Origin of the sequence: Candidatus Parakkermansia intestinigallinarum (genome assembly GCF_944389695.1) — a bacterium.
GTDB lineage: Bacteria > Verrucomicrobiota > Verrucomicrobiia > Verrucomicrobiales > Akkermansiaceae > Akkermansia > Akkermansia intestinigallinarum.
Map to the genome: position 1 here is coordinate 14,099 of NZ_CALXNG010000021.1, position 23,192 is coordinate 37,290.

General features: G+C 55.2%; 16 protein-coding genes and 1 tRNA gene. 6 read left to right on the forward strand and 11 right to left on the reverse strand.

What is annotated here, in order from left to right; all coding sequences use genetic code 11:
• Positions 1–11: 11 nt before the first annotated feature.
• From AC6UAL_RS06920 to AC6UAL_RS06930, 3 genes are read right to left on the reverse strand one after another with little or no spacing between them, the layout of a single operon-like run.
• Positions 12–659: a ParB/Srx family N-terminal domain-containing protein gene (locus AC6UAL_RS06920; protein ID WP_500682646.1), complete on the reverse strand. Its 648-nt coding sequence runs from the start codon at positions 657–659 to the stop codon at positions 12–14.
• Positions 656–2,440, reverse strand: a complete 1,785-nt coding sequence (locus tag AC6UAL_RS06925) for a terminase gpA endonuclease subunit (RefSeq protein WP_500682647.1) — start codon at positions 2,438–2,440, stop codon at positions 656–658. The genes AC6UAL_RS06920 and AC6UAL_RS06925 overlap by 4 nt, the downstream gene beginning before the upstream one ends.
• Positions 2,397–2,753: a putative endonuclease domain-containing protein gene (locus AC6UAL_RS06930; protein ID WP_500682648.1), complete on the reverse strand. Its 357-nt coding sequence runs from the start codon at positions 2,751–2,753 to the stop codon at positions 2,397–2,399. Before AC6UAL_RS06930 ends, AC6UAL_RS06925 begins: the two co-directional genes overlap by 44 nt.
• A gap of 223 nt (positions 2,754–2,976) precedes the next feature.
• Here AC6UAL_RS06930 and AC6UAL_RS06935 point away from each other — a divergent pair, with 223 nt between their 5' ends.
• Entirely contained in the window at positions 2,977–3,624 is a 648-nt protein-coding gene (locus AC6UAL_RS06935; RefSeq protein ID WP_500682649.1) for a hypothetical protein, read from the forward strand.
• 51 nt (positions 3,625–3,675) lie between these two features.
• Here the strand turns inward: AC6UAL_RS06935 and AC6UAL_RS06940 are convergent, their stop codons facing one another.
• The 3 genes from AC6UAL_RS06940 to AC6UAL_RS06950 form a co-directional block, all read right to left on the reverse strand.
• Positions 3,676–5,016, reverse strand: coding sequence for a 3D domain-containing protein (locus AC6UAL_RS06940; RefSeq protein ID WP_500682650.1), 1,341 nt, complete (start codon positions 5,014–5,016; stop codon positions 3,676–3,678).
• A 207-nt stretch (positions 5,017–5,223) separates the two neighbouring features.
• The gene (locus AC6UAL_RS06945) at positions 5,224–5,853 is read right to left on the reverse strand and encodes a hypothetical protein (RefSeq protein ID WP_500682651.1); all 630 of its coding nucleotides are present in this window, start codon (positions 5,851–5,853) and stop codon (positions 5,224–5,226) included.
• 56 nt (positions 5,854–5,909) lie between these two features.
• Positions 5,910–6,566 carry a hypothetical protein gene (locus AC6UAL_RS06950; protein WP_500682652.1) on the reverse strand — a complete coding sequence of 219 codons (657 nt, stop codon included), beginning with the start codon at positions 6,564–6,566 and terminating at the stop codon, positions 5,910–5,912.
• A gap of 865 nt (positions 6,567–7,431) precedes the next feature.
• Here AC6UAL_RS06950 and AC6UAL_RS06955 point away from each other — a divergent pair.
• Both AC6UAL_RS06955 and AC6UAL_RS06960 read left to right on the forward strand, forming a co-directional pair.
• Complete coding sequence (locus AC6UAL_RS06955; protein WP_500682653.1) at positions 7,432–7,710, forward strand: helix-turn-helix domain-containing protein; 279 nt, start codon at positions 7,432–7,434, stop codon at positions 7,708–7,710.
• A gap of 174 nt (positions 7,711–7,884) precedes the next feature.
• Positions 7,885–8,583, forward strand: coding sequence for a thermonuclease family protein (locus AC6UAL_RS06960; protein WP_500682654.1), 699 nt, complete (start codon positions 7,885–7,887; stop codon positions 8,581–8,583).
• Positions 8,584–8,844: 261 nt separating this feature from the next.
• Here AC6UAL_RS06960 and AC6UAL_RS06965 read toward each other — a convergent pair whose 3' ends face one another.
• From AC6UAL_RS06965 to AC6UAL_RS06975, 3 genes are all read right to left on the reverse strand, one after another.
• Positions 8,845–9,720 (reverse strand): DNA adenine methylase, encoded by an 876-nt coding sequence (locus AC6UAL_RS06965; RefSeq protein ID WP_500682655.1) that lies wholly within the window; start codon positions 9,718–9,720, stop codon positions 8,845–8,847.
• Positions 9,710–10,978 carry a hypothetical protein gene (locus tag AC6UAL_RS06970; protein WP_500682656.1) on the reverse strand — a complete coding sequence of 423 codons (1,269 nt, stop codon included), beginning with the start codon at positions 10,976–10,978 and terminating at the stop codon, positions 9,710–9,712. The genes AC6UAL_RS06965 and AC6UAL_RS06970 overlap by 11 nt, the downstream gene beginning before the upstream one ends.
• Before the next feature lie 271 nt (positions 10,979–11,249).
• Positions 11,250–16,112 carry a DEAD/DEAH box helicase gene (locus tag AC6UAL_RS06975; protein WP_500682657.1) on the reverse strand — a complete coding sequence of 1,621 codons (4,863 nt, stop codon included), beginning with the start codon at positions 16,110–16,112 and terminating at the stop codon, positions 11,250–11,252.
• 571 nt (positions 16,113–16,683) lie between these two features.
• Between AC6UAL_RS06975 and AC6UAL_RS06980 the strand changes: the two genes are divergently transcribed.
• The 3 genes from AC6UAL_RS06980 (at position 16,684) to AC6UAL_RS06990 (ending at position 19,012) form a co-directional block, all read left to right on the forward strand.
• Complete coding sequence (locus tag AC6UAL_RS06980) at positions 16,684–17,205, forward strand: DUF2924 domain-containing protein (RefSeq protein WP_500682658.1); 522 nt, start codon at positions 16,684–16,686, stop codon at positions 17,203–17,205.
• Between the two features lie 62 nt (positions 17,206–17,267).
• Positions 17,268–18,512 (forward strand): recombinase family protein, encoded by a 1,245-nt coding sequence (locus AC6UAL_RS06985; protein ID WP_500682659.1) that lies wholly within the window; start codon positions 17,268–17,270, stop codon positions 18,510–18,512.
• A gap of 59 nt (positions 18,513–18,571) precedes the next feature.
• Positions 18,572–19,012, forward strand: a complete 441-nt coding sequence (locus AC6UAL_RS06990; protein ID WP_500682660.1) for a hypothetical protein — start codon at positions 18,572–18,574, stop codon at positions 19,010–19,012.
• A 1,165-nt stretch (positions 19,013–20,177) separates the two neighbouring features.
• Here AC6UAL_RS06990 and AC6UAL_RS06995 read toward each other — a convergent pair.
• Together AC6UAL_RS06995 and AC6UAL_RS07000 are read right to left on the reverse strand one after the other, a co-directional pair.
• Positions 20,178–21,083, reverse strand: coding sequence for a DUF2924 domain-containing protein (locus AC6UAL_RS06995; protein ID WP_500682661.1), 906 nt, complete (start codon positions 21,081–21,083; stop codon positions 20,178–20,180).
• 528 nt (positions 21,084–21,611) lie between these two features.
• A tRNA-Met gene (locus AC6UAL_RS07000) sits at positions 21,612–21,681 on the reverse strand.
• Between the last annotated feature and the right edge of the window lie 1,511 nt (positions 21,682–23,192).

Here is a 23,192-nt window from a genome sequence, read left to right on the forward strand (position 1 = left end):
TCGGGTGGGGGTTATTCGGCGTTGCGGTACCGCGCGTCTCCATGCTCCAGAAGTTCCAGTGCCAGGCCGTTGTAGTTGCCGTGCTCGGCACTGTAGGCTTTGAGCAGGGCGCTAAACCGCTCGGCCTCGTCCGGCTGCATGTAGATTTTCTTCGCGCCGAAGGATAGAAACGGCAGGTTGGTGACGGTGCTGTCGTTATCGGCATCCAGCGGCAGGTCGTCCGGCACGTCGTCGAGCTCGTCCACCTGTGCCAGGATGTCCTCGAGTTCGGCGGCCTGAAAGCCGGTCAGCTCCAGATCGATCTCGCCGTCCAGCTCGCGCAGGATGCGGTTCAGCTCGGCTTCGTCCATGCTGGAGAGTTCCGCAATTTTGTTGTCCGCCACCATGTCGGCCCACTCGGCGGCTTCGTTTTCGTAGTCCTGATAATCAACAGGGACTTCGGCGAGCCCCAGCATCCGGGCGGCCAGCAGGCGCCCGTGTCCTTTCACAACAAAGCCCGACCGCCGACTGACGACAATCGGGTTGCGCCAGCCCTGATGGCGGATGATTTTCGCCAGGGCGACGATTTGTTCTTCCGGGTGCCGGTTCGGGTTGCGGGGGTTCTCGACCAGTGAATCGGTCGCTACCATGTCGGTGTGTGCGCAGTAGATTGTACTCATGCCTTTTGGGGTGTTGTCAAAACGTCTCCGCCCGTACTGCTCTCGCTCCCCACCAGTTTGAGCATGATGGCACCGCACACCTGCATGGCTTCGCAGTCCAGATAGTGATTCGGGCGGTTGCCGATCTGGCGCCAAACCCAGCGCCCTTTCTCGTAGGTTCGGCTTTCCGAGTCCAGCATGTCCAGATAATCTGAGGGGGCATTGCCGGGGATTTCCCAGAGCGGGGGCGTGGTGTTGCTGCGCAGGCGAAAGAGGGCGTCTTTGATGCCGAGGTTGCTCCAGAAGAACATGTCGCAGCTTCGCGTGCCGCCGTTGGCATAGCCGAGGTTGATGCTGCGCTTGGGGGAGTAAAAGCGCTCGACCGGCTTGCCTCCGCTCGGTCGGTGCGTGAAGGTGTTGCGCTTGTCGCCCATCAGGGCTGTCCAGCCGTGCTCCGCGCAGCGGGTGTAGACTTCGTAGGTCGAGTACCCGGCATCCACGAAGACGAGGTTGGCGCGTATCCCGTAGCGCTCCTGCATGGTGACGATGTCTTCCCACGTCTGCACATGCGCGCAGTCCATCAGGCGCGAGCTGCCGTCCAAGGCCCACGAGCGTACCACCACATAAAAACTTTCTCGCTGCACGTCGACGGTCAGGAAACGCAGCGCGATGCCGCCGATGTTGCCCTCCTGTTCCCAAGGCTCGCCCATGCGGTAGTCTGAGGGGGTGGTCTCGAGGTGGTAGTCCTCCTGCACGTCGTTCCACGGCAGGGCGAGGCGCTTCTGGTAGAATTGCCGCAGTTGGGTGTAGTCGCCTTTGCGTGCGGCGGCTTTGGCTCGCAGGTAGAGTTCTGCAAGCATGCCCCAGCTCATCGTGGCGAGCGCATTCCAGTGGAAGCCCACGTATTCGGCGGCGGCGTTGGGATTCATCGCGACAAAGCGGGCTCTCGCGTTGAGGTCTCGCCGCACGTCGTCGCGGTCTTCAAAACGCGCCTGACAGTGGGCGCAGCGCATGTGGGTCGTCGCCCGCACCTGGCGGAAGTCGTAGTTGCCGTCGGCATCTTTGCAGTCCTTGCTCCATTCCACGCATGTCCATGAGAAGGGCTGCTGCTCGCCGCAGTGCGGGCAGGTAAACATCCACTCGCGCTGGTCGGTCGTGGCAAACTTCGTGTGCGTGTCGTCTTCTGCAAAGCCGCCCTGGGAGCAGAAGATGCACTTGCCCAGCCAGCCGAAGGCCGTTGTGCGGGCTTCCGCCTCGGCCATGTGCCCCGCCGGCCAGCGCCAGGTCTCATCTCCAATCAGCCAGCGGATGGAGCGGCGCTGCAGGTTGCTCTTGTTGTACGCACCCTCCACCCACAAGGTCATGCCGTTGGCAAAGTGGATGGTGGTGTTGCGCAGTTTGTATTTGTCTGCCGGGTACAGGGCTTTGACCGGCAGGCAGTGGTCGAAGAGTTTTCTGAGTCGCCCCTCGGCCTGATCGCGTGCGTCGTCGTCATTCTGGTCAAGCCACAGGGTCGGCCCGGGGAGGTTCGCGATGATGTAGCAGAGGGCTACTTCAATGGCCGTGGACTTGGAGCTCTGCACGGCGGCGATGATGCTCACCAGCCGGGTGCGCGGGTTGACCATTTCCTGCATCACGTCGCGCAGCATCGGCGAGTTGCTGATGCGGAACCGCCCCGGAATCGGTGAGTAGGGGATGCTTTCGATGTGTTCTTCTGCCCACTTCCAGACGTCTTGCCGGTCGGGTGGAGTCCACGCTTCACGCCAGAGGTTCTCCAGATACTCTGACTCGGTCTCGGGCATAGGCAAGCACTTGCTTGACGGTTTCAGGCGTGAGCTGCATGCTGACCAGCCGCACCACGGTCCAGCCTTGCAGCGTGGCCGCCAGATACTTCTCTGCATCGGCGGCAAAGCCCTGGGGCGTCAGGTGCCGCCCACGCTTCCAGAGGCCGCCCTCAATCTCGATAAGGAGGCGGGCTTGCGGCCAGGCAAAATCCGCCCTCCAGCGGCGCGGGGGCGCAAAGCGGTATTCCCGTTGCAGTTCAGGCCCACCTGCGGCATCCCACAGCGTGGCGAATCGGGTTTCCAGTTCCGAGATTTTGAGGCGGTCTTGCACACGGTTAAACGTGTTGTCAAAACTCAGGGCGTCTGCTCGCGCCGCAAATGCCCTCCGCAACAGGCGCCGGTGAGATGATTTCCCAACTTTTTTTCAGATTTTGTCAAAAAGTTGAAAGATTTTTCGTGTCTTGAGCGTATTATTGATGTGAGCTATGCGCCTTTGTGCGGAACAAGGGCTCGTCACCCGAGATAACAGAACTATCAACTCAAACCATTCACTTATGAAAACACTCTTACTCACCTGTCTTGCCGCCTTCTCCCTGCTGCCCGGTATGGCGTATGCAGATGCTCTTATCTGCCCGGGCGATGTCGACAAGCACTTTTGTAGCGTCCACACCCCGGAATATAAGGGAGATGACGTTTTAGTGCATTGTTGCAGCTTTCTCGACCGAGACGACGATCCACCCGCAGAAAATAGCGGCATCACTGAAGTTAGTGATACCCATAAAGACCCCATATGTCAATCGTTGCCCAATAGTACAGGAGATGTCATTATAATGGAGTATAATACTACTACTCATGAACCTATATTGTCCATGAAAAAAAACGATGGTACGATCATGAAGTTATTTACATATGCCGCCGGTAAAGTTCAAGTAACTCCTCCTCCAACCCATGAGATATTATGGCTGACTGACAATTGCTTTGCTTGTGTAGGTTGCGGTCGACGAAATTCGTTTTATGCCATATATGAGATAGTAAGAGAATCACCTGACAACACAAGAGATGCTACACTTATTGAACTACTAACGGAAGGCCGTTATCGATTTCGCGTTAAGTGGTCTGTTGAAGATGGCAAATTAAAAGCGTTACAATACTTTCACAGCGATATACAACTTTCCGAAATAAATGTTCTGAATATACTGTAAATTCTAAAGGCCGGAAGCTTTTCTTCCGGCCTTTAGAATCTGTGATACTAATTAATTTTCTGACAGTAGTACAACGCGGAACCGATTACCGGAAGTAATCCCTTGGGCGAGTCCGGCAGGAATACTAGGATTGTTGGGTGACGGAGCGTCACACCCCCAATACAAATCGATATGATTACCCGTAATAGCGGAGCCTGTATCCCCTGCGACGAAAACCCCTTGCTCATTTTCAAAAGAACTCAGCAGCTCGTCACCAAGCAAAATCTGAATACGAGAGCCCTGTTTAATAACGCTACCATCTGTAGCGCAAGAACGCCTTGGAACAAGCTCGTTGTTTGCGCTACCAAGGACGTGTTCGTAAACTCGCCACTTTGAATCAATTTTGGCAAGGTAGGGATACGTTACCCCATCGTAAACAATAGGAGTTTTCAGTAATCCAAAACCTTCCTCAACAACTTGACGTTTGAAGGCAGAGTTTACCTCCGATACAATAACCGTCTCCGTATTGGAATCCCCGACATGGCAAACTAGGTTGGCGTCATTTTCTCCGGAAAAACTGGATTCCATGCATGTGTAATAAACGGTAACTTCGAACTTATCCTCAAATACAGCGGGAAGATAGCTAATTGGTTCAGATGTAGCCCCATTGAGGCTTACGACGGACTTATTTCCGGTATTGCCCATCGTCCAAACCTTAAAACGTGCTTTGCCGGAAGAATCAAGTTCGATATGACTCGGTGTGAAGTTGTCACTAGCAATCGAACTAGAGGGGACAGGATCAAAATCAGGATCAGGAGAGGGGCCGGAATATTCCAGTCCGACACTAATGGCGTGCTTACCGTTGCTCACACGATCTCCTGATTTAATATATCCTGCACAGGTTGTGCCTGTAGCGTCGATTTCGCCGTACTCATCAGCCGTCAGCACCGAAATAGTTTTCACAGGTGAGAGGCTGGCAACATACTCAATCGTTACAGACGCCTGACAGAATGAGACGTTATTGCCTGCCTGTGCTGCATACGCTTCATTGTAAGGAGCATTATCCTGACGAACCGTAATGCTGTACTGACCGGGCGCCAGCACGATGTCATCGGAGGTTTGAGCACTCCATCTCACGTGACCGCCACGAGGACCAGGGCTTTCTACACTAGAGGTAAGGTCAATGGCTCGAATAGAAGCACCGGAGGCGGGAGTAATATCAATATACCCCCAATCGTCAACAGTCATCGAGGCTGTGACATGTGCTTCCGTGTTCTCGGGAACAGTCAGGCTCACCGAATCCGGAGCGAAGTGATCTTCCGCACCGTTTGAGTTAGTCTGTTTTGAGAAATTGCCGGAAAGGCCAACAATGCGACCTTCGGCGTCCGTCTGAATGTCCAATGTTTGAGACATAATTGTGTATTTTCTATGTTGTGTGTTTGTCCTCCGCTGCAACCGTAGCAGTTTGCGGACACTATAGGCGGCGTGTCAAAAACGGGAGGAAAGGGCTCTCGTTCTTTCGAGCACCGCCTGCAGGAGCTCAGAGTATCACCGACGGCTTTTGCCCGTCAACACATCGCAGAACAGCACCCTACCTACCCATCGCTGGAACCGATGCTCTCAGGGCGTCAGGCTCCCCTCTTTACCGTCGTGAAGGTCTCTCAGCACCTCGTCAATCGCTGCCGTGAGGCGCTCCTGTATGTCCGGGGCTGTCAGCCCCGCCAACTGGGGCGGCATTTCTTTTTCAAACTTCGAGCGCAGCAGGTTCACCACGCGTCCGCACCGGCCCAGCCACGCTTCCCGCACCAGTTCCTTGCGGATGTACTCGCCCTTGCGGATGGCCAGCCGAAACTCCCGTTCGTGAATCTCAGCCATCAGCTTGCGGATTTTGAGCCCTTCCTCATCGCCCGGCTCGCTCCCATCCAGCCGCTTCTCGTGCATGAAGCGACGCCAGGCGATGACGTCGTGCGTGCCGTTCGCATTGGGTTCCGGCGCTCCTTCCAGTTTGCGCCAGTTGGAGATGCTGCGGCGGCTGCATCCCAGCGCTGCCGCCAGCTCGACGACGGTTTTGGCTACGGTGATGGTCAAGTCCCCTTTCTGCCCGGGGCTGTAGGCGATGCTTTGCAGCAGGTCAATCTCTGCCCGGCTGAGCGGTTTGCGTGCCTTCACCTTGCTGACGGCCTGCTTGATGGCGTTGGCCCGGTTGACTTCCAGTACGGTGTCGGCTTGCTCGGGTGAGAGGGTGGACATGGCTGCGATCAAAGGCTAACCCCGGAACAAGCGTTCCGAGGTTGCCGGGCCGAGGCCTAGTACTCGTCGGGCATCAGGACGGTTGTGGCCTCCCGGTTCCATTCCGTGATGATCCACAGGACGCGCTCTCCTGATAGTTTGTAGGCGCTCATGACGCGCCTCGGGTTCCTTTCGTCGAGGGATTCCTCGTTCGTTTTCTTGTCCTCCTCGCAGATGTCGCCCCAGTCGCCTGCCGCATGCCGCTTGATGCAGGCGCGGATTTCATCTCGGCTGAAGTTCTCGTCTACGCCTCGCGTGGTGAAGACCTTCCCGAGCTTCACCCGCGACTTGAAGGCCTCGATAATCCACGGCGGGCGTACCGCGCAGGCGGTGTGCTCCCACCAGACGGACTCCAAATCGGCCGGTTCGATGTTGTCGGACGTCTCCAACAGCTCGGTTGATGACAGCCGCATCCCGTACCCTTTCCGGTAGTTGTACCATTCGATACGCCTCTTGCCGTTTTTCAGGGCAAGGATTCTCGCCAGATTCGAGCGGTTCTTCGCAAACCGCCGCGGGTAGCTGAAGTAAAAACCACCGAGGTCTTCGTTTCCGGGATAGATCGGCCCAAAGTCCTTCGTGCCGGTGCATACGATGAGGTTCTCCAACCCCCCGGCCAGCTCGTCGGCAAGCTGGTGGGGTATCGGGAAGGCGCGTCTGTTCTCTTCTGGATTCATGACTGTTTCGTTGTTTTAGTGTTGTTCTTGCACATTTACCGTAAACGGTTTGTGTATCGTATAATGTAACACGCCCGGGAGAAAATGTCACGAAGTTTTTTGCTCTTTTTTCTTCATTCTCAATGCGTTGGAGGATTCACTCGCTCGTCGGATTGAGGGAGTTCTCCGCCTGCCGGTTGCCGGGAGCGTCCGACGGGGAAACGGAGCAGGACAAGCAGCGGTCAGGCTCCGGGATGCGGGAGGGGGTAGACGGAACCGCCGCCCACAGAAAGGGGGCGGCAGATACAGCGGCAAGGGCACGTGAAACGCTGTGCATGATGGATGTGTTCATAGCGGAGGAAATTGTCTTTCGGTTGTGATGAGGTTGGTGTTGCATGGGAGTAAAAGGCGGGAAGCGGCCGGAAAGCGAGTTCCCGATGGGGAAGGTTGACGTTCTTAGAGGTGCATCATTCGTAACTGATTGGCGCTTTAGTAGGTTAAATCAGCTCTCAGCGCTCGGATTCGGACGACGTGCAAGGCTTCGTTTCATGTCAAAAAAGTGGGAATGGGTAAAAACAGGCCTGCGCGGGAACCGCAAGCGCACGAGGCGGGGCAAGTCTTATGTGCTGAGGCTTAATAGATTCCTTACGTTATACACCCCCATAAAAAAGCCCCGAATACCCCCCCATAACAGCCCCCTTCCCTCCCCGAGGCAAAGCCGGCCCCCCTTGAAAAAGCCCCGGCAGCCCCCGCATGCCACCCCACGGAACAGAAGCTCACCATAACACAAACAAGCCCGGGAAAGAGCAGCCGGAATCCCGAAAATCTACTCATATCGGTACCTTTTGAAGCAGCAAGCCTGCTAGAATTGTACCGAAACCGTCACATGGCCGCAGCAAAGAAAATCAACATCGTAGGCCCCGCCGTCAAAAAACTGCGCCGCGCCAGGAAGTGGACGCAGGAGGATCTCGCCGGAGCCTGCCAGCTTTTGGGGTGGGACATCGTGCGAGAGACCATCCTCAAAATAGAGCACGGCCAGCGCCGCGTGGTGGATGCGGAGGTGCTGCTCCTCGCTCGAGCCCTCGGCTGCACGCTTGAAGACCTCCTCGGCAGCGACGCCGCCGGCGCCGTCGAATACGCCCGCCACAGCCTCGAGAAGGACTGACGCCCCACCGGCACCCACGCGAAGGCGCCCTGCCGAGCGCGGCGAACACCCGCCCCGCCCTCCCATACCCAAGTCCCCCGATTTTCCCCCACGAGGGTCATACACTCTAATATATACCGATTTCGGTACATTCCGCTTGACTCCGCACTCCCCTACCTCTAGGATGGCGACAAGATGGCAACACACAAAACATACCGATACCGGAACATTTTTAGCACAAAACTCGTTCTCTTCTTTCTCCTGCTCCTCCTCTGCGCGCAAGCACTCGGCGCGACGGAAGGCCGCTGCCTGCGCGTGTCGGACGGCGACACGATCACCATCGACGCCGGGGGTGGCAAAGAAAAGGTGCGGCTCATCGGCATCGACGCGCCGGAATTGCGGCAGGAGGGCGGCCCGGAGGCGCGGCAATACCTCGCGAAGCGCATCCTGAACCGCCGCGTGAAGGTAGAGGGCGAGACGCGCGACCGCTACGGCCGCCTGCTGGGCACGGTCTACCTCGGGGAGGAGAACATCAACCTGAGCCTCGTGCGCGAGGGGCACGCGTGGGACTACAAGGCATACAGCGCCGGCCCGGCCTACACCCGTGCAGAACGAGCCGCGCGCGCGGCCCGCCGCGGCCTCTGGGCGCAGCAGAACGCCGTAGCGCCCTGGAACTACCGCAAGGCCGAGCGCAGCGCCCGCCGCGCGTCCACCCCCGCCCCGCGCCCGGAGGCGGCCACGGCGCTCTACTGGGTGAGCAACTCGGGCAAGACGCACAACCGCTCCTGCCGCCACTTCCGCGACAACCCCGGCAGCGGTTACTACACCAACACCCCCAGCCCCCGCGATGCCAAATGCTGCGGCGGGGCGGGACGCAGCAGGACGCGTAGATGAGGAAGGGGGACGAGCAGCAGCCCCGACAAAAGATGCAGCGAATAAAGGAGGACAGCTAGACTCGGCTAATGTGGGTAGAGCGCAAGGGGCGTAACTATCAGGACAAATTACGTGGACTCGCTGCCTAATGAGATGAATCCACCGGAGTAAAGCATAAGGTACTTTACCAACAAGAACGAATCCACCAGTGTTTACCTCGGATTAAGCAATGAACTCGCCTCACGTCAAAGAAGCGAGTTCATAGTGTGCATAACTTCTTCTTTAAACCTCCCGAACAGGATCATTTAACATATTTAAAGAATTATTCCAATCAAGGCGATTATCAAGAATAAGCACTTCTCTTCCGACACGGTTAGAGGCGCACTGCGATAAGTTGTAAACTACCTTTTGGCATTTGCCGTACAGAGACTTTATGTATGACTCATTGTCATATGAAACCATCCAAAGTTTCTTAAGTCTTAGAACCTGTCTTGCAAGTCTTTCATGATCATCACGATTAAAAAAGTTCATGTAGAGCTTCGCGCCCTTTTTGTAGTACGGAGGATCTAAGTATATAAATATCGCAGACTTCTTCCTGTCAAGATTTTTTACAAACTCTTTTCCATCTAGACAAGCTAGGGTTATTCTTGATGAGAAGTTTGCAACCTTAACTATTCGCGATATCAAATCTTTTTTATTAAAGCGCGCGTCAATTTTATACCTACCCAACTGATTGATGCCACCTATCAATCCACCCTTCAGAATTCCTGAAACATTCGTTCTGTTTAAAAAAAATGCTGATTGAGCCAATTCAAACAAACTGTATCGCGAAGCGTCAGACTGAATTTCGTGATAAGCTTTCCAAGTATTCACACTTAACTCCACAGATTCAATCCATCTGCAAAATTCATCAGTATTGTTCAAAACAACATACCAAAATGCATATATAAATGGGTCAAAGTCATTGATATATATTTTTTTTACGTATTCTTCCATCATTAACCGCAATGCCAGACCACATCCGCCAGCGAAAGGTTCAGCATAATCAATACCAATCAAATCATTTTCATAAAATAAACGTGATACAAACGGGAAGATACAGGATTTCCCCCCCGGATATCGCAGTGGAGAGCATATATGGTTCATATCACTTTCCATGTGAAAGAAGCAGCATTTTTCCCAATATGATGGAAATCGCTTTTCCTTGCTCTGGTGCTTTGGATGAAGAATAATTGTGAGCGCCAGTGTGGAGCAATTGCGTTATAGACTCTTTTTTTACATTCTGAGAAGAAAGAAATGTCTTTTCATCATAACTTAACATCTTTTTAGCATCATCAAAATACTTGTTTACGTAAGTTCCTACAGGATCTTTCTTTGTCTCTTTCTCATCGTTTGCAGCGGTTTCGCATATTAATCTAAATCCCATTCGCAGCAGAGCAGGAAAACCATCTGACAATTTATGTTTATGCTTACAATAGTATTGCACTAATGATTCCATATCCCTGTACAAGTTGTTTACTTCACCAGTCTTCAAACTAAGGCTACCACCAAAATACTGCAACTCAGCTCCTTTGACCCGTCTTGTACGAGGCTTGCTTCCCGCATCAGTAGCATTATGCTCAATAGCATCCTTATTTACAGGTGGACTTTTTACTTCGATGATCTGATAGTCGTTTCCTTGATTGGTCACTATCATATCTCGTACATTTGGCGATAAAACGTCGAGCAAATTTCTTCGGCTATTTCTCGTGGATATCTTCTTATCACGCACACAAGACAAAATATCAGACAATATCAAAAGAAGCTCTTCCTTACTGTGCTGAGATTGCAATTTTCCTGCATTTATCTTGATCCCTATACTTGTCAACGTTCTATCATTAAGGACCTCTTCTTTTACAAAAACACGATTTAAAACTCCATTTCTTGATATATAGCCATCCAGAGCTTCATCTAAGGTAAGAAAAAAACTCTTTTCTTTTCCCATGTTATAATGGACAAAAGCATCTCTCTCAATGACATTCCATGATCCCCTTAACGCGTGCTTTCTGTAAACGTTATTCAACGCTGTTTCTTCGTCGCAAACGTTGCATGGCAAAATAGCTGGGACTTGAGGAGTTTCAACGCTATACTCGTGTGAATCAACCAACTTTAAATGCAGTAATGCAAGTATAACACGACGATTACCATCATAAACGATCGGTTTATCATCTTTATATACAACTGTTGGCAATTCACTCAAATCATATGAGTCTCCCATAGAGACAGCCAATTCCTGCAACTTCCATTTTTTATGTTTATCTTCCAAGGCCCGATCGACGATATCCTGATTAGAAGCACATGAAGATATCTGCTCCCTCGGATTTTCACTCCATAAAATCAAATCCTTTACCTGTATATGTCTTATTTCCTGGCTCATAGGATACGTAAATGTGAAATTGGTGTTAGTTTACTAAATCATTTACAGAAGTCAAGTACAATTTATCTCTAAGCATAAACATCTCAGGCATGTCCTAGCGTTAGATAGCCCCTACGACATAGCCTGCACGATCGGCGGCGCAGGTATCTCTCTTGACCACCAAACGGACCAACGGCTAAGGTCCCCCCTGCCCTGCGGGCAAGGGGGCTTGTGTTGAGGGGCGGGAGGCTGCGAGCGGGCAAGCGGGGGTCAGCGTGTGAGGCCGGTGGGCTTACTTCTCTTCCAGCGGGGGGAGGGATTTGACGATGCGGACGGTTTCGAGGCTGACGCGGACGATGCGCTTGAGGAGGTCGATGATGTAGCGCGGGTTGTTGTGCTCGCGGCACCAGTCGTTGGCGTCGTTCACGATGCCGCTCTTCTTGTCCGTGGTGACGGCGTAGCGTTCCATGATCCACTCGATGGCGGATTTGCCGTTGACGACGTAGTCGTAGGCCTCGGGCGGGATGCCGCTGAGTGTGGTCGTGGCGTTGTAGATGATGGTGTCTCGCACGCCTTTTTTCGGGAAGCTCATTTTCGTCACCCGGAAGTCGCCGGCGGAGTTCTCTTGCAGGGGGTAGGGCTCCACCGTCTCGTAATCGAGGTGCCAGTGGGCGAGTTCGCGCCCGGCGCGGGAGAAGGTCCAGAAGTCCGCCGCGAAGGGGATGCGGGGAAGCTCTTTTCGCAGGTCGTTCTCAAAGCGCTTGCGGTATTCCGGGCTGTGCAGCAGGCCGTAGACGTAATAGAAGATGTCTTCTCGGCCGATTTTGGGGTCGGCGTAGGCGTTGCGGAACTTCTCCAGCGCCCAGTCGGTGATGGCTTGGTGCCGAATGAGGTTTCCGACGGTTTCGTCGCCCCCGAAGTTCAGGTAGCCTTCCTTCTTTTCATACCAGTAGAGCGGAAAACCCTGCCCGTTAAAAAGAAGCTGGACATCGGGAATTTTGTCGGTAACGAAGCAAGAGAAAGGTTTGGAAGAACCAACTCCTGTTACTAGTATCACCAAATTCTCACATTGACTTGTGGGGAAAAAAACCGGCTGTCTACCGGGGCGGTGATTTAAATCTTCATCGAAATAGATGTTTTGCTGTGAGAAAGGTCGATATATTGCTATGCTCTTCTTAGAGGGGGAGAATGCGAGAGTCTTTCCATTCTGATATTTGGCCTCTAGACTACTTGACCATTTGATTTTTCTCTCGTCTAGGGTTTGTTCTTGTCTATTTACGTCCTCATTGTAGCATTCTATGAAACGTTTGAGATTTTCCTCAAGCCTAATAGTCGAGAAATTATATACCCACGTATCTCGTGCGGTTTCCAATCCCCTCGAGAAGATGCCGAAAATCGCTTGTGTATTGGTCTTGCCCTTGGTCGCTTTGTCACCCAAGGGCAGAAAGGCTGAGTAACCTGCCGTGCGATGGTTGATCCAGTCGCCGTATTCGTCGGGTTGGGGATGTTGCCACGGAATGGAGCGAATGCTGCCGAAGTTTTGGATGATGTCCAGCTTTTCTTCGCGGGAAAGATAGTCGCCGATGTCGTGATAATGAAGCTGCGCGCTCCCTTGGTCACCCGGGCGCTTGATGAGCAGGGTGATGGCGATGGGGGTACGGCTGCCGGAGCCGAAGATTTTCCCGCCTTCTTTGCGGGAGAGTTCACCGGAGGTGCGCTGGTTACCGCGAAGGTTGAAGCAGTAAATGGCCGAAAATTCCTTCATGAGGCTTTTGCGGAAGCCGGCCATGGCGCTGTTGTCGATATAGGCGCCGTTGCTGACGAAGGCGACGATGCCGGAGTCTCCGATGCGGTCGGAGGCCCAGCGGAAGGCACGGATGTAGGAATCGTAAATGCTGTTCTTATTGGCGGCGTTTGATTCCTCGGCGTAGGTTTCGGCAATGCGGGCGTCGAGGCGTGGGTAGGCTTCGTTTTGGTTGTTGTCGTTGGCGGATTCCTGTCCGACGGAGTAGGGCGGGTTGCCGAAGATGACGCGGATGGGTTGGCGGCAGAGGCGCTTGAGGCGCTCGCCGTTGTCTTCGAAGCTGGTGAAGAGGTCTTGGTCCTTCGCGCTGGATTCGTCCATGCGGAAGGTATCCGTGAGGCAGATACCTTCGAAGGGCTCGTACTTGGCGGCCTTCATGCGGCCTTGGTAGGCGACTTCGATGTTGACGCAGGCGATGTAGTAGGCCAGCAGCACGATTTCGCAGGCGAAGAGCTCGGAGCGGAATTTGCGCGGCAGGTCTTGCTTGCTGATGAGGCCGCTCTGGATGGCGCGGACGATGAAGGTGCCGGTGCCGGTGAAGGGGTCGAGGATTTTGACGCCTTCGGCGCCGAGGCCTTTGTTAAGGCCGAATTCGCGCTTGAGGACGTCGTGCACGCTGCGGATGATGAAGTCCACGACTTCCACCGGGGTGTAGACGATGCCGAGTTTTTCGGCCATGCGCGGGAAGGCGTTTTTGAAGAATTTGTCGTAGAGCTCGATGATGACGCGCTGGCGGCCTTCGGCGTTGTCGATGCCTTTGGCGCGGTCGGCGACGGAGTCGTAGAAGGCTTGCAGGCGGCGCTGGTCGCCGGGCGAGGCGCATTCCTTGAGCAGGTCGAGCATGCGGTTCATGGTTTTGGAGACCGGGTTCTGCTCGGCGAATTTGTAGTTCTCGAAGAGGGCGTCGAAGACGGGGCGGGTGATGAGCTGCTGCGCGAGCATTTCGATGGCGTCATCGGTGGAGATGTTGGGCTGGATGTTTTCGCGCAGGCCGGAGAGGTATTCGTCGAATTCCGCGGCGTGGTTGCCGGCGTCCAGATGTTCGTGGATGGCTTCGATCTGGCGCTTGGCGATTTCGGCGATGTCGTAGGCCCATTCTTCCCAGTATCGGCGGTCGCCGCATTTTTTCACGGTGCGGGCGAAGATGGCTTCCGTCCACTGGGCGGCGCGTTCGAAGCTGAGCAGGCCTTGTTGCAGGGCGGCGCCGGCGGCGGCTCCGTTGGGCTCGGGCCGGCCGATTCTGCCGTAGTTGTTGTCTTCGTCTTCGGCGGCGGTGAGGGCGACTTCGATGAGGGAGCTTCGGCCTTTGTTCAGGTCAATCTGGTTGATGGCGGCGTTGAAGCGGTCGTCGTGGGAGCGCAGGGCCTGGAGGACGTCCCAGATGATTTTGTATTTTTTGTCGTTGTCGAGTACGTCTTCCGCTTTCTTGTCGCGGGGGATGCCGATGGGGAGGATGATGTAGCCGTATTTTTTGCCGGGGGCTTTGCGCATGACGCGCCCTACGGACTGGACGACGTCGATCTGCGAGCGCCGGGGGGCGAGGAAGAGGACGGCGTCGAGCGCGGGCACGTCGACGCCTTCGGAGAGGCAGCGGGCGTTGGTGAGGATGCGGCATTCGCCGTCCGGGCCGACGGGTTCTTTGAGTTTGGCGAGTTTGTCGCTGCGCAGTTGCATGTTCATGGTGCCATCGACGTGGTCGATGGTGCAGGGCAGGAAGTCCGGGGAGTCGCCCTGCTCGGCGCGGATTTTTTCGACCATGATTTGCCAGCTTTTTTTGATGGCCATGGAGTCTTTGATGGTGCCGGAGAAGGCGACGGCGCGGTGCATGGGGGCGGGGTCCAGCTGCAGGAAGTCGACGGGGGCGTGGTCGGGCCGGGAGGGGTCGGTGTCTTCGTCGTCGCTTTCTTCGTCGTCGCGGTAGGCGACGGAGTTGATGGTGCGGATTTGCTGCTTGCGCAGGCCGTTGTAGCAGCCGATGAGTTTGACGGCGTCGTCGAGATCGAGTTCTCCGTCGTGGGCTTGGAGTTCTTGGGCGAAGTGCTCTTTGACGGAGTCTTCGTCGACGCAGAGGACGAGGACTTTGTAGTCGGTGAGGAGGTTTTCTTTGACGGCGCGCGAGAAGGGGAGGCGGTGGAATTCCGGGCCGTAGGTGAGCACGTCGTCCATGGAGGCGATGAGGGCGTCTGCTTCGGCGGCTTTGCTTTTGGCGGTTTCCGTGTAGATGCGCGGGGTGGCGGTCATGTACAGGCGCTTGCGCCCGGCGATGAAGTTGTTGTCGTGGACGTGCACGAAGCTGGATTCGTCGTAGGCGCCGCTTTCGGTTCGCAGGGAGACGCCGGTGGTGCGGTGGGCTTCGTCGCAGATGATGAGGTCAAATTCAGGCAGGGCGCCGTGTTTCTGGGCTTCGCTGACTTTGTCGATGGATTGGTAGGTGGAGAAGACGACGCAGGTGTGGGTATCTTTGAATTTGAGGTAGTTGCGGTTGATGGTTCGCGGGTTTGTGCTGGCGGGTTCCGGCAGGTCCGCGGCGCAGAGGTCGGCGTCTTCGAGCTGGGAGGCTTGGCTGTCTGAGCAGACGGCGATGGGGTGCATGTTGATCTCGGTCTGGGCCATCCATTCTCTGAGGCTCTGGGAGACGAGGGCGATGCTCGGGGCGAGGAAGAGGACGCAGCCCCGGCCGCCGCAGCGCTCGTTGATGAAGCGCTCCATGAGCTTGAGGGAGGTGAAGGTTTTGCCGGTGCCGCAGGCCATGATGAGTTTGCCGCGGTCTTCGGTTTCAAAGCCGCGCATGACGTCGTCGATGGCGAGTTTCTGGTGGGGGCGCGTGGCGTGGTGCGGCCGCAGGACTTCTTTTTCTCCGCGCACGAGTTTTTCCCAGTCGACGGCGTAGTCGTTGAGCTCGGAGAGGCCGATGCGCTTGCAGGGGAAGCTGTGTTTTTCGATGGTGTCGCTGAGCTTGGTGTTCCACTTGTCCGTGGTGGCGATGATCATGCCGCTGGCAAAGTGGATGCTGCCGTCTTCTCCCCAGTCCATGCCGACGCTGGCGTAGTAGGTGCCGAGGTTTTCGAGGCTGAGGACGTGCTCCGGGGAGTAACATTTGCACTGGATGGCGCAGTAGTCTCCGCTGGCGGCTTCTTGGGCGACGAGGTCGATGCCCTGATCCTGCCTTCCGTTGCGGTGGGGCCAGTCCATCCAGAGCCATACCTGCGAGAAGCGTTCGCGGAAGACGGGCTCCTCTTGCAGGAAGCGCAGGCAGAGTTTTTCAAAGCTGGTGCCTTTTTGCTTCTGGGAGTGGCTTTCGCCCAGTTGCCGGAGTTGGTCGAAGATGGAGGTGAAGGAGGAGTTGGACATGCTCGGCATTCTACCACATGAGGATATATAACACAAGGATATAAGCTGTTGGGTTGTGTCACGCGCACTTCTGTTTTTGCACTTTCGGGGAGGGTTTGGGCGGGGTTTTGGCGGGTTGGTGCTTTCGGTTGGGCGCTGTGTCGCCGCTGATGCCGAGGCTTTTACGGGTGCATCCCGCCGGCCGGGATGCATCCGGGGGGCGCGGGGGCGCGGGGCGGCAAAAGGGGCGGCGCTCAGGCTGTTTTCTCGTTGCCGGGCACAGGCTGCCCGCGGTCGAGTGTAGAAGACGGGGGTGCCGGCTTCGCGCGAACCTGTCGGAAATTCCGACAGGTTGACGCTTTTTTCTCGTTGCTGAGCACAGGCTGCCAGCAGGCTTCTCCCCTGCCCCGCCGGCGCCGCTCATCCTCCGGCTGCTGAATCACCCGGACGTTTGCTTTGTGCGCCCCGTCGCCACAAAGCCTCCAAAGCGTTGATTTTTATAGCATGAGAGGCAAAAATTTCTGGACTCTTCTCGCCTCTCGTGCTATGGTATAGGGTACACTACACATTGACACACAAAACATTAGATTACATGAGCAGTCTTGTAAACAAACTGACACCCAAGGAGGCCGAGGCTCGCAAGGCGCTTCTTCAGGACATGAGTGTTGCTGAGTTGCGCCGCGAGTGGGTGATTCTCTTCGGCAATCAACCCTATACCACCCGCAACCGTTCTTTCCTCATCAAGCGGCTCACGTGGCGTATCAATACGCTGGTGACCGGCGGTCTTTCGGAGCGGGCGCTGAAGCGAGCGGCCGAGCTGGCCGATGAGACGCTGATTCGCCTCAAACCCAAGCGCCTACACGTCGAGGAGCAGGAGATTGTCGAGGCTTCCGCCCCGCAGCAGGCGCCGCTCTCGGCCGATGAAATGGCACCCGGGTCGGTCATTCGCCGCCTGTTCAAGGGCAGGTATCACGAGGTGACGGTGCTCGGCGAAGGCCGCTTCGCCTACGATGGCGAGGTGTTCGATAATCTGACGGCGATTGCCTGGAAGATTTGCGGCTACCGCAAGAGTGGCAACGCTTTCTTTAACCTGCCGATGAAGTCCCGCGCATGACGACGTTTCCTTCTTCTCCGACAGACCTTCCGGGCGAGGCGCCAGCCCCGCGACGCCGCTGCGTGATTTATACCCGCAAGTCGATCGCTAAGGGGCTTGATCAGGAGTACAATTCGCTGGATGCCCAGTTTGACTTGTGCATGGATTGCATCCGCCGTCACGAGAAGGACGGCTGGGTGTTTACGGGTTCCTTTGTGGATGCGGCGGTGAGCGGGACGACGGTTGAGCGCGCTCAGCTCAATATGCTGCGCCAGCAGGTGCGGGCGGGCGAGGTGGATTGCGTGGTGGTCTACAAGCTCGACCGCCTCAGCCGTGACCTCGGTGACTTTACGGCTCTGATGAAGGAGTTTGCCGCCCACAACGTGTCGTTCATCAGCGCGACCCAGTCCATTGAGACGCAGACGCCCGAGGGGAAGCTCTCGATGAATATGATGGCCGTGGTGGCGGACTACGAGGCGGCTATGATTCGCGCCCGCCTCCGTGATAAAATCAACGCCTGCAAGGCGCAGGGGCGCTGGGTGGGCGGCAACGCTCCCTACGGCTACCGCTGGGCGAACAAACGGCTGGAGATTGACCCGCCGGCGGCGGAGACGGTGCGCTACATCCATGAGCTCTACCTCGGCGGCAAGGGTCCGGTGCTGATCACCCGCCAACTGAATGCCGAGGGGCGCCTTTACCGCCTCAATGCGGAGGGGGAGCGCATTCCGTGGAACAGCCAGACGGTGAAGCGGATTCTGGTGCACGATGTCTACGCCGGCTTCATCCGCACGGACTCCGGGCTCGTGCCGGGTATCCACGAGGCGATTATTGACCAAGCGACCTATGAGGCCACCCGCCGCCTCAATGAGGAGGCCCGCGAGCGGCACGGGACGCCGTCGGGGCGTTCGCAGAAGGTGGTTTACCCGCTCAAGGGGATTCTGAGATGCGGGCGCTGCGGCAGGGAGTACGTGGGCTCTTACACGATTAAGCGCGGGGTGATGCGCCGCTACTACTCGTGCGCGTCCAATAAGCGTGCCTACTTGCAGGGCTGTGCAAGCCCGCATTTCGGCGCAGACCATATCGAGGGTTTGCTCAAGGGGTATATCACGCATTTCCGCGATGACCCGCAGGTGCTTTCCGCGCTCATCCGCCAGATTCCGGGGCAGGATGCCGGACGGATTGCGGACGCGCTTTACAGCGTCGACGTGGCCTTGCAGGACGCGTCGCCCGCGGAACTCAGCAAGGTGTTTCAGGCGGCCTTTGAGCAGGTGGTGGTCAACAGCAACGGCTCGCAACTGGACGTCACGCTCCGCGAGGGGCTTTCCTGATGCGGCATCAGCAAACCCGGACTTCAAACTCACGACTTCAAGTTTTCCCCCTTTCAACCATGAGTACTCACCAAGCAACCCGAACCGTCACGCTTCACCTCTCGCCTCCGGGACGCAAGCCCCCGGCAACCCCGGTGAAGGTTGAGACTCCCGACCCCTACGACCTTTCCGCGCCCGGCGAGGTAACCCCGCAGACGGGCTTCGATTTTTCCATCCCGATCATCACGGAGCGGGATGCGGAGAATGTGCGTATTGTGCGCCTCAGGACGCGCCTGGACGACGCGGTGGCAGCACGCCGCAAGCGCGGTCGCCCCTCCAACCGAGCCGTCCGTATGGCAAACGCCATTCTCATTGAGCAATACCTCACGACGGGCAAGTTTGGCTCGGCGACGGAGTTTGCCCGCCGCCTGGGGGTCTCTCAGCCGCATATCACGGGGATGCTCAATATGCTCAATCTGCCGCCGCAGGAGATCGAACGCATCCTCTTTGAGGAGGTGTGAGCAGCCAAGCTCAGGCAGCAAGGGAAACGGAGCCCGGTGCTGCAGGTGGCGGTGTGTTTATCGTTTCATGGTTTTCGGAAATATGGGGGAAAATTTAAATCCATAGGCATGGATTATTTTCCTTGCTCCGCCAAATCGAGTTTGCTAGACTCTCCGTAGAGGTTATATGGAACTTAGAATATCATGTCGGCCAAGAACGCTTCAAATTCTCATCTATTTATTTTTTTCTATCTGCATCATTGCAGCTGCAGCATGCGCGTTCTACCATGCTTTGAATGAAGGTAGCACATGGGCAAGGACCGAAAGACTACTTTTCCTGATCGCCTCGTGCGTACTGACTTGCGGCGTTGGTGCGATCTTAGCTAAATGTTCAGATTTGTGCCTAAATGCGTTGAGATCGTGTGTAAAGTCCGTGAAGTTATGGAGGCTGCGCGATCCATCTCATTGCGTAATTTGTGTATCGTCATACGACTTATCTCAAAAGCTTTCAGAAAATGACGGAAAGAATCGTACGGGGGTGAAACGGTATGGAGTTGGAGAAGGACAGATATACGCATTGCCATACGTAATATCATCCCTCACAGAAGCGTATGGAGAGAATATAAATTGGCATAACTTCACGCACGCAAATGATTATAAGTCCGTAAGTCTAATCAACCGAGGTTTTGGTGATCTCATTCTGCTGGGGGGACCTTTTACCAACCGTTTTACGTCACTTGCCTTTAACATGTTGTCCGAAAAGATTAAAATTCTTACTTTTAACAACACAGAACTTCATTTTCTCTTGGGGGCATGTGGAAGAAAGTTTTCTTATGAAGTTGAGGGTGACTTTAAATCTCCAGATGGAGACGTAAAGGCTGATATTGGCATGATCTTATGCTGCGACGAGCCTACTAAGAACGGAACAGCGTCCCGCCGGATTATCATATTTGCGGGGTGTAATACATACGGGACAGGCGCAGCTTCGCTATTTTTCTGCAAGAAAATGTCCGATGAAGAAATTTGGAAAAAGAACAGAAAAAAAGACTACATTGCCGTAGTAAAGTGTTGGTGTTCTCAAAGTCCTCCACTTTTATTCAAAACTGAACTTCTGGGCTTTCACTGTCTTAACTAGACTAAGTTCGTCGTATGAACTTCGGCTATGCGCAGGGGGCGGTTAAGGGGCTCAGGCGCGGGCTGAGCGGGGTGTAGCGGGTAGCCCGAAGAAGCTGTTGCCGCTGATCTGGTAGCCGGTGGCTTTCCAGCTGATGTGGGTGAGCGTGGGGTAGACTTCGCCCGCCCATTCGTACGCTCCGATGGCGCGGACGATGACCTGCACGAGGGCTTTCTTGTAGCGGCGTATCAGGATGTCGCCTGCTTGCAGGGTGACGCTGGCCATGCCGGGGTGAAGCCGGATCAGCTCGCCCTCACGCTCGAGGTTGTAGGTGCTCAGGCGGGCGGCTTGCTCTTCCTGCCGGGCGACGGGCTCCGCTTCTGACGGGGCGACGGGCTCTGCTTCTGCCGGGGTGGCGGGCTCTGCTTCGACCGGGGTGGCGGGCTCCGCTTCTGCCGGGGAGGCGGGCTCGTCCTCTGGCGAGGTAAGGGGCTCTTCTTCGTCCCGGGTCTCGGCTTCCTCGCTGGCTTCCCACGGAAGGCTCGTGTCGACCTTGGCTTGAGCCTCTTGCCGTTGAGCTGCGTTGCGGCGCACCCGCCGCCCTCGGGCGCAGAACTTGTCGTAGGTCGTGCGCGCCTTCTGATCGGCCAGCTTCAGCACGCCCTCGGCTAGGAGCTCCGGCAAGGGGATTGTGCATGTCTCGTCGGCGCTCCATTTCCCCTGCTCTTTGTAGCAGATGCTCGTGCCGCCGGCCGTCGCTCTCACCCGGACTCTTTTGCCTTCGCGGGTGATGGCCCCGATCATGGGGGACTCTGTGTATTTGTTGCTTCTCATGGTGTGTGCTTTCTTGCTGTTGATGTAGTGGAGGATGGCCTCGGCGCCTTTGCGGTACACGGTTACCGCCAGGAGGTCTCCGCCCAGCCAGATGGCCCAGTAGCGAGTGTTGCGGTATCGTGTGATGCTGAGTGGCGTTTTCACCGTGGATTTGTGTCTAAATTGTTTACGGTTAAGGCGTTATCCCGTTGTAGAGTATAGCGCCCTCAGGGTCACTGTCCAGCACTTTTTTACTCTTTTTTCATTTATTTTCAAAGGCTTAGAGGATGGCCTGGCCTCCTAATTCCTACTAAAGTTGTGACTCATAACGGGAAAGCCGAAAAACGGCGATTTTTGGTGGTCAAAATACACAGATTTATGAGTCAGAAAATTAACTCATTCATTTTCAATGGGTTGAGACTTTGAGAGGTGCAAACGGCCCAGTCTCACGCAATCTATTGGTGGCGAGTTACTTAGAGGCAAAAAGACACTTTGAGAAGATGCCAGTACACGAGTCCTTTGGAGTCCCGAGGGGGTCAAAATGGCCTGAAAATGGGCCAAAAATGGGGCTTTTCAGGGCAAAAACGGGGCTTTTCCGTTATGAGTCGAGTACTTCGCAACTCTTTCAGATGAAGCTACTAGCGACAAAAAAGCCCGCCTCCCGAAAAGGTGCCGGGAGGCGGGCTATCATACTAGCAGGAACGAGAGGTAAACTCGCGACCAAAGGCTTATGAGTCCTCCGCTCTACACAGAGCTATCCTGCATGGCTCTATCGCAGGATTCTCCATTACGGAATCGCGTTGCGTGCGGAGCATGAGGCCGTCAACAGCTGGTTTGCAGCAGCCATCCACAGGAGACTTGCAAGGCTGTCAGCGCGGATGAGGGTGGGTGTTATTTTAGTTCCTGCCTTGACGCTGCCCGCAATTTGCGCCGGCTTATTTTCTTGACAGGAAATTCCAACTGACTAAGATGGTGCATAGGAATGCGTGCTCTGAGCCTAGGGTCTGATTTTTCTTCATTCGCCTGCCCGAATGGAGTGCGGAGACGTGCACGTAAATCCGAAGCACGCAGCCACCTGACCTCTATGCAGTATCGGCAAGGGCAGACGGATGTTGCGTCGAGAAGCTATAGTTACGACGAAACACCCGACGGCTGTAAGGGCGATTGGACAAACGCGCAGCGTTTGCCCCGAAGGGGCGAGGAGCCGTGAGGCGGCTCCGAGTCAACTCACGGGCCGCCACCCTCGGTGCCGATGCCTACAGCTACAGCTATGACAATATCGGCAACCGCAAGACGGCACAGGAAGATCAAACCCTAATAGGATATGAATGTTTTGTTTAATATAGTTTTATTCGTTCTCTGTATAATAGGATTGGCAATATGTTTTTGTAATTGGCATTGTGCTTATAAAAGCCTGAGAACAAAAGAGAATCACTCCCAAATCGGATTCATTGGAGGTATTGTAGTGTATTTGACCTTATCTGGCCTCCTTCCTGAAAAGTGGCAATATGTAGCATATGTGGCCTTTATATTAGACTGTTCATTTTCTCTGTTTGTACTTGGTGTTTTTTCAACACAAAGAAGTGATATGATCTACTCGCTATATATAAGCCAAGATAGTCTTCTATGAATATCTTTGATTGCGTTTTTTCGGGAGCAGAAAAATGAGTGCATCTGCGGCGGCTCTTCTGCTAATGGTGTGGAATGACGTTGCAACAGAGCAGAGAGAAGAAGAGAAAAACAACGCAGAGAGCAGAAAAAACATGGAGCATGGAGGAGAAATCTCCTACCATGCCCAGTGTGTTCAATCGGTCCCTGAATATCATCGGTCGGCACGCAAAATGTCGAGAAGTTATTTATGAGGCAACTCTGAAAATTAATCAGTGCTCGCTTTGTCCTCATTGCGGAGCCGCGAGCTATGTGCACGGTTATCGACGACGTCTCGTCGACTTCATGAACGATGTAGGAGTGAGGAGTGGTGCACAGGTGTCGGCTCAAGGTGAGACGGTTCAAATGCCGACGCCGCGTGCTCGAGGAGTGCGGCGGTATGTCACTCGGTGGTCTGATAAGGGGTTTCCGCACACTTTGCGCTTGACTCCTTATATTGTGTTCCTTGCGTGCTTTTGGCTAGCAGGGGTGGCTAGCAGGCTAGCAAGCTTTTGAATGCCTGCTGTGCTTTTTGCTAGCCATACTCTGCGCAACTGTGGGGTCAAGCGCAAAGTGTGTGGAAACCGCATATCAGACCACCGAGTGAGCCACCGCTGCACTCCACGA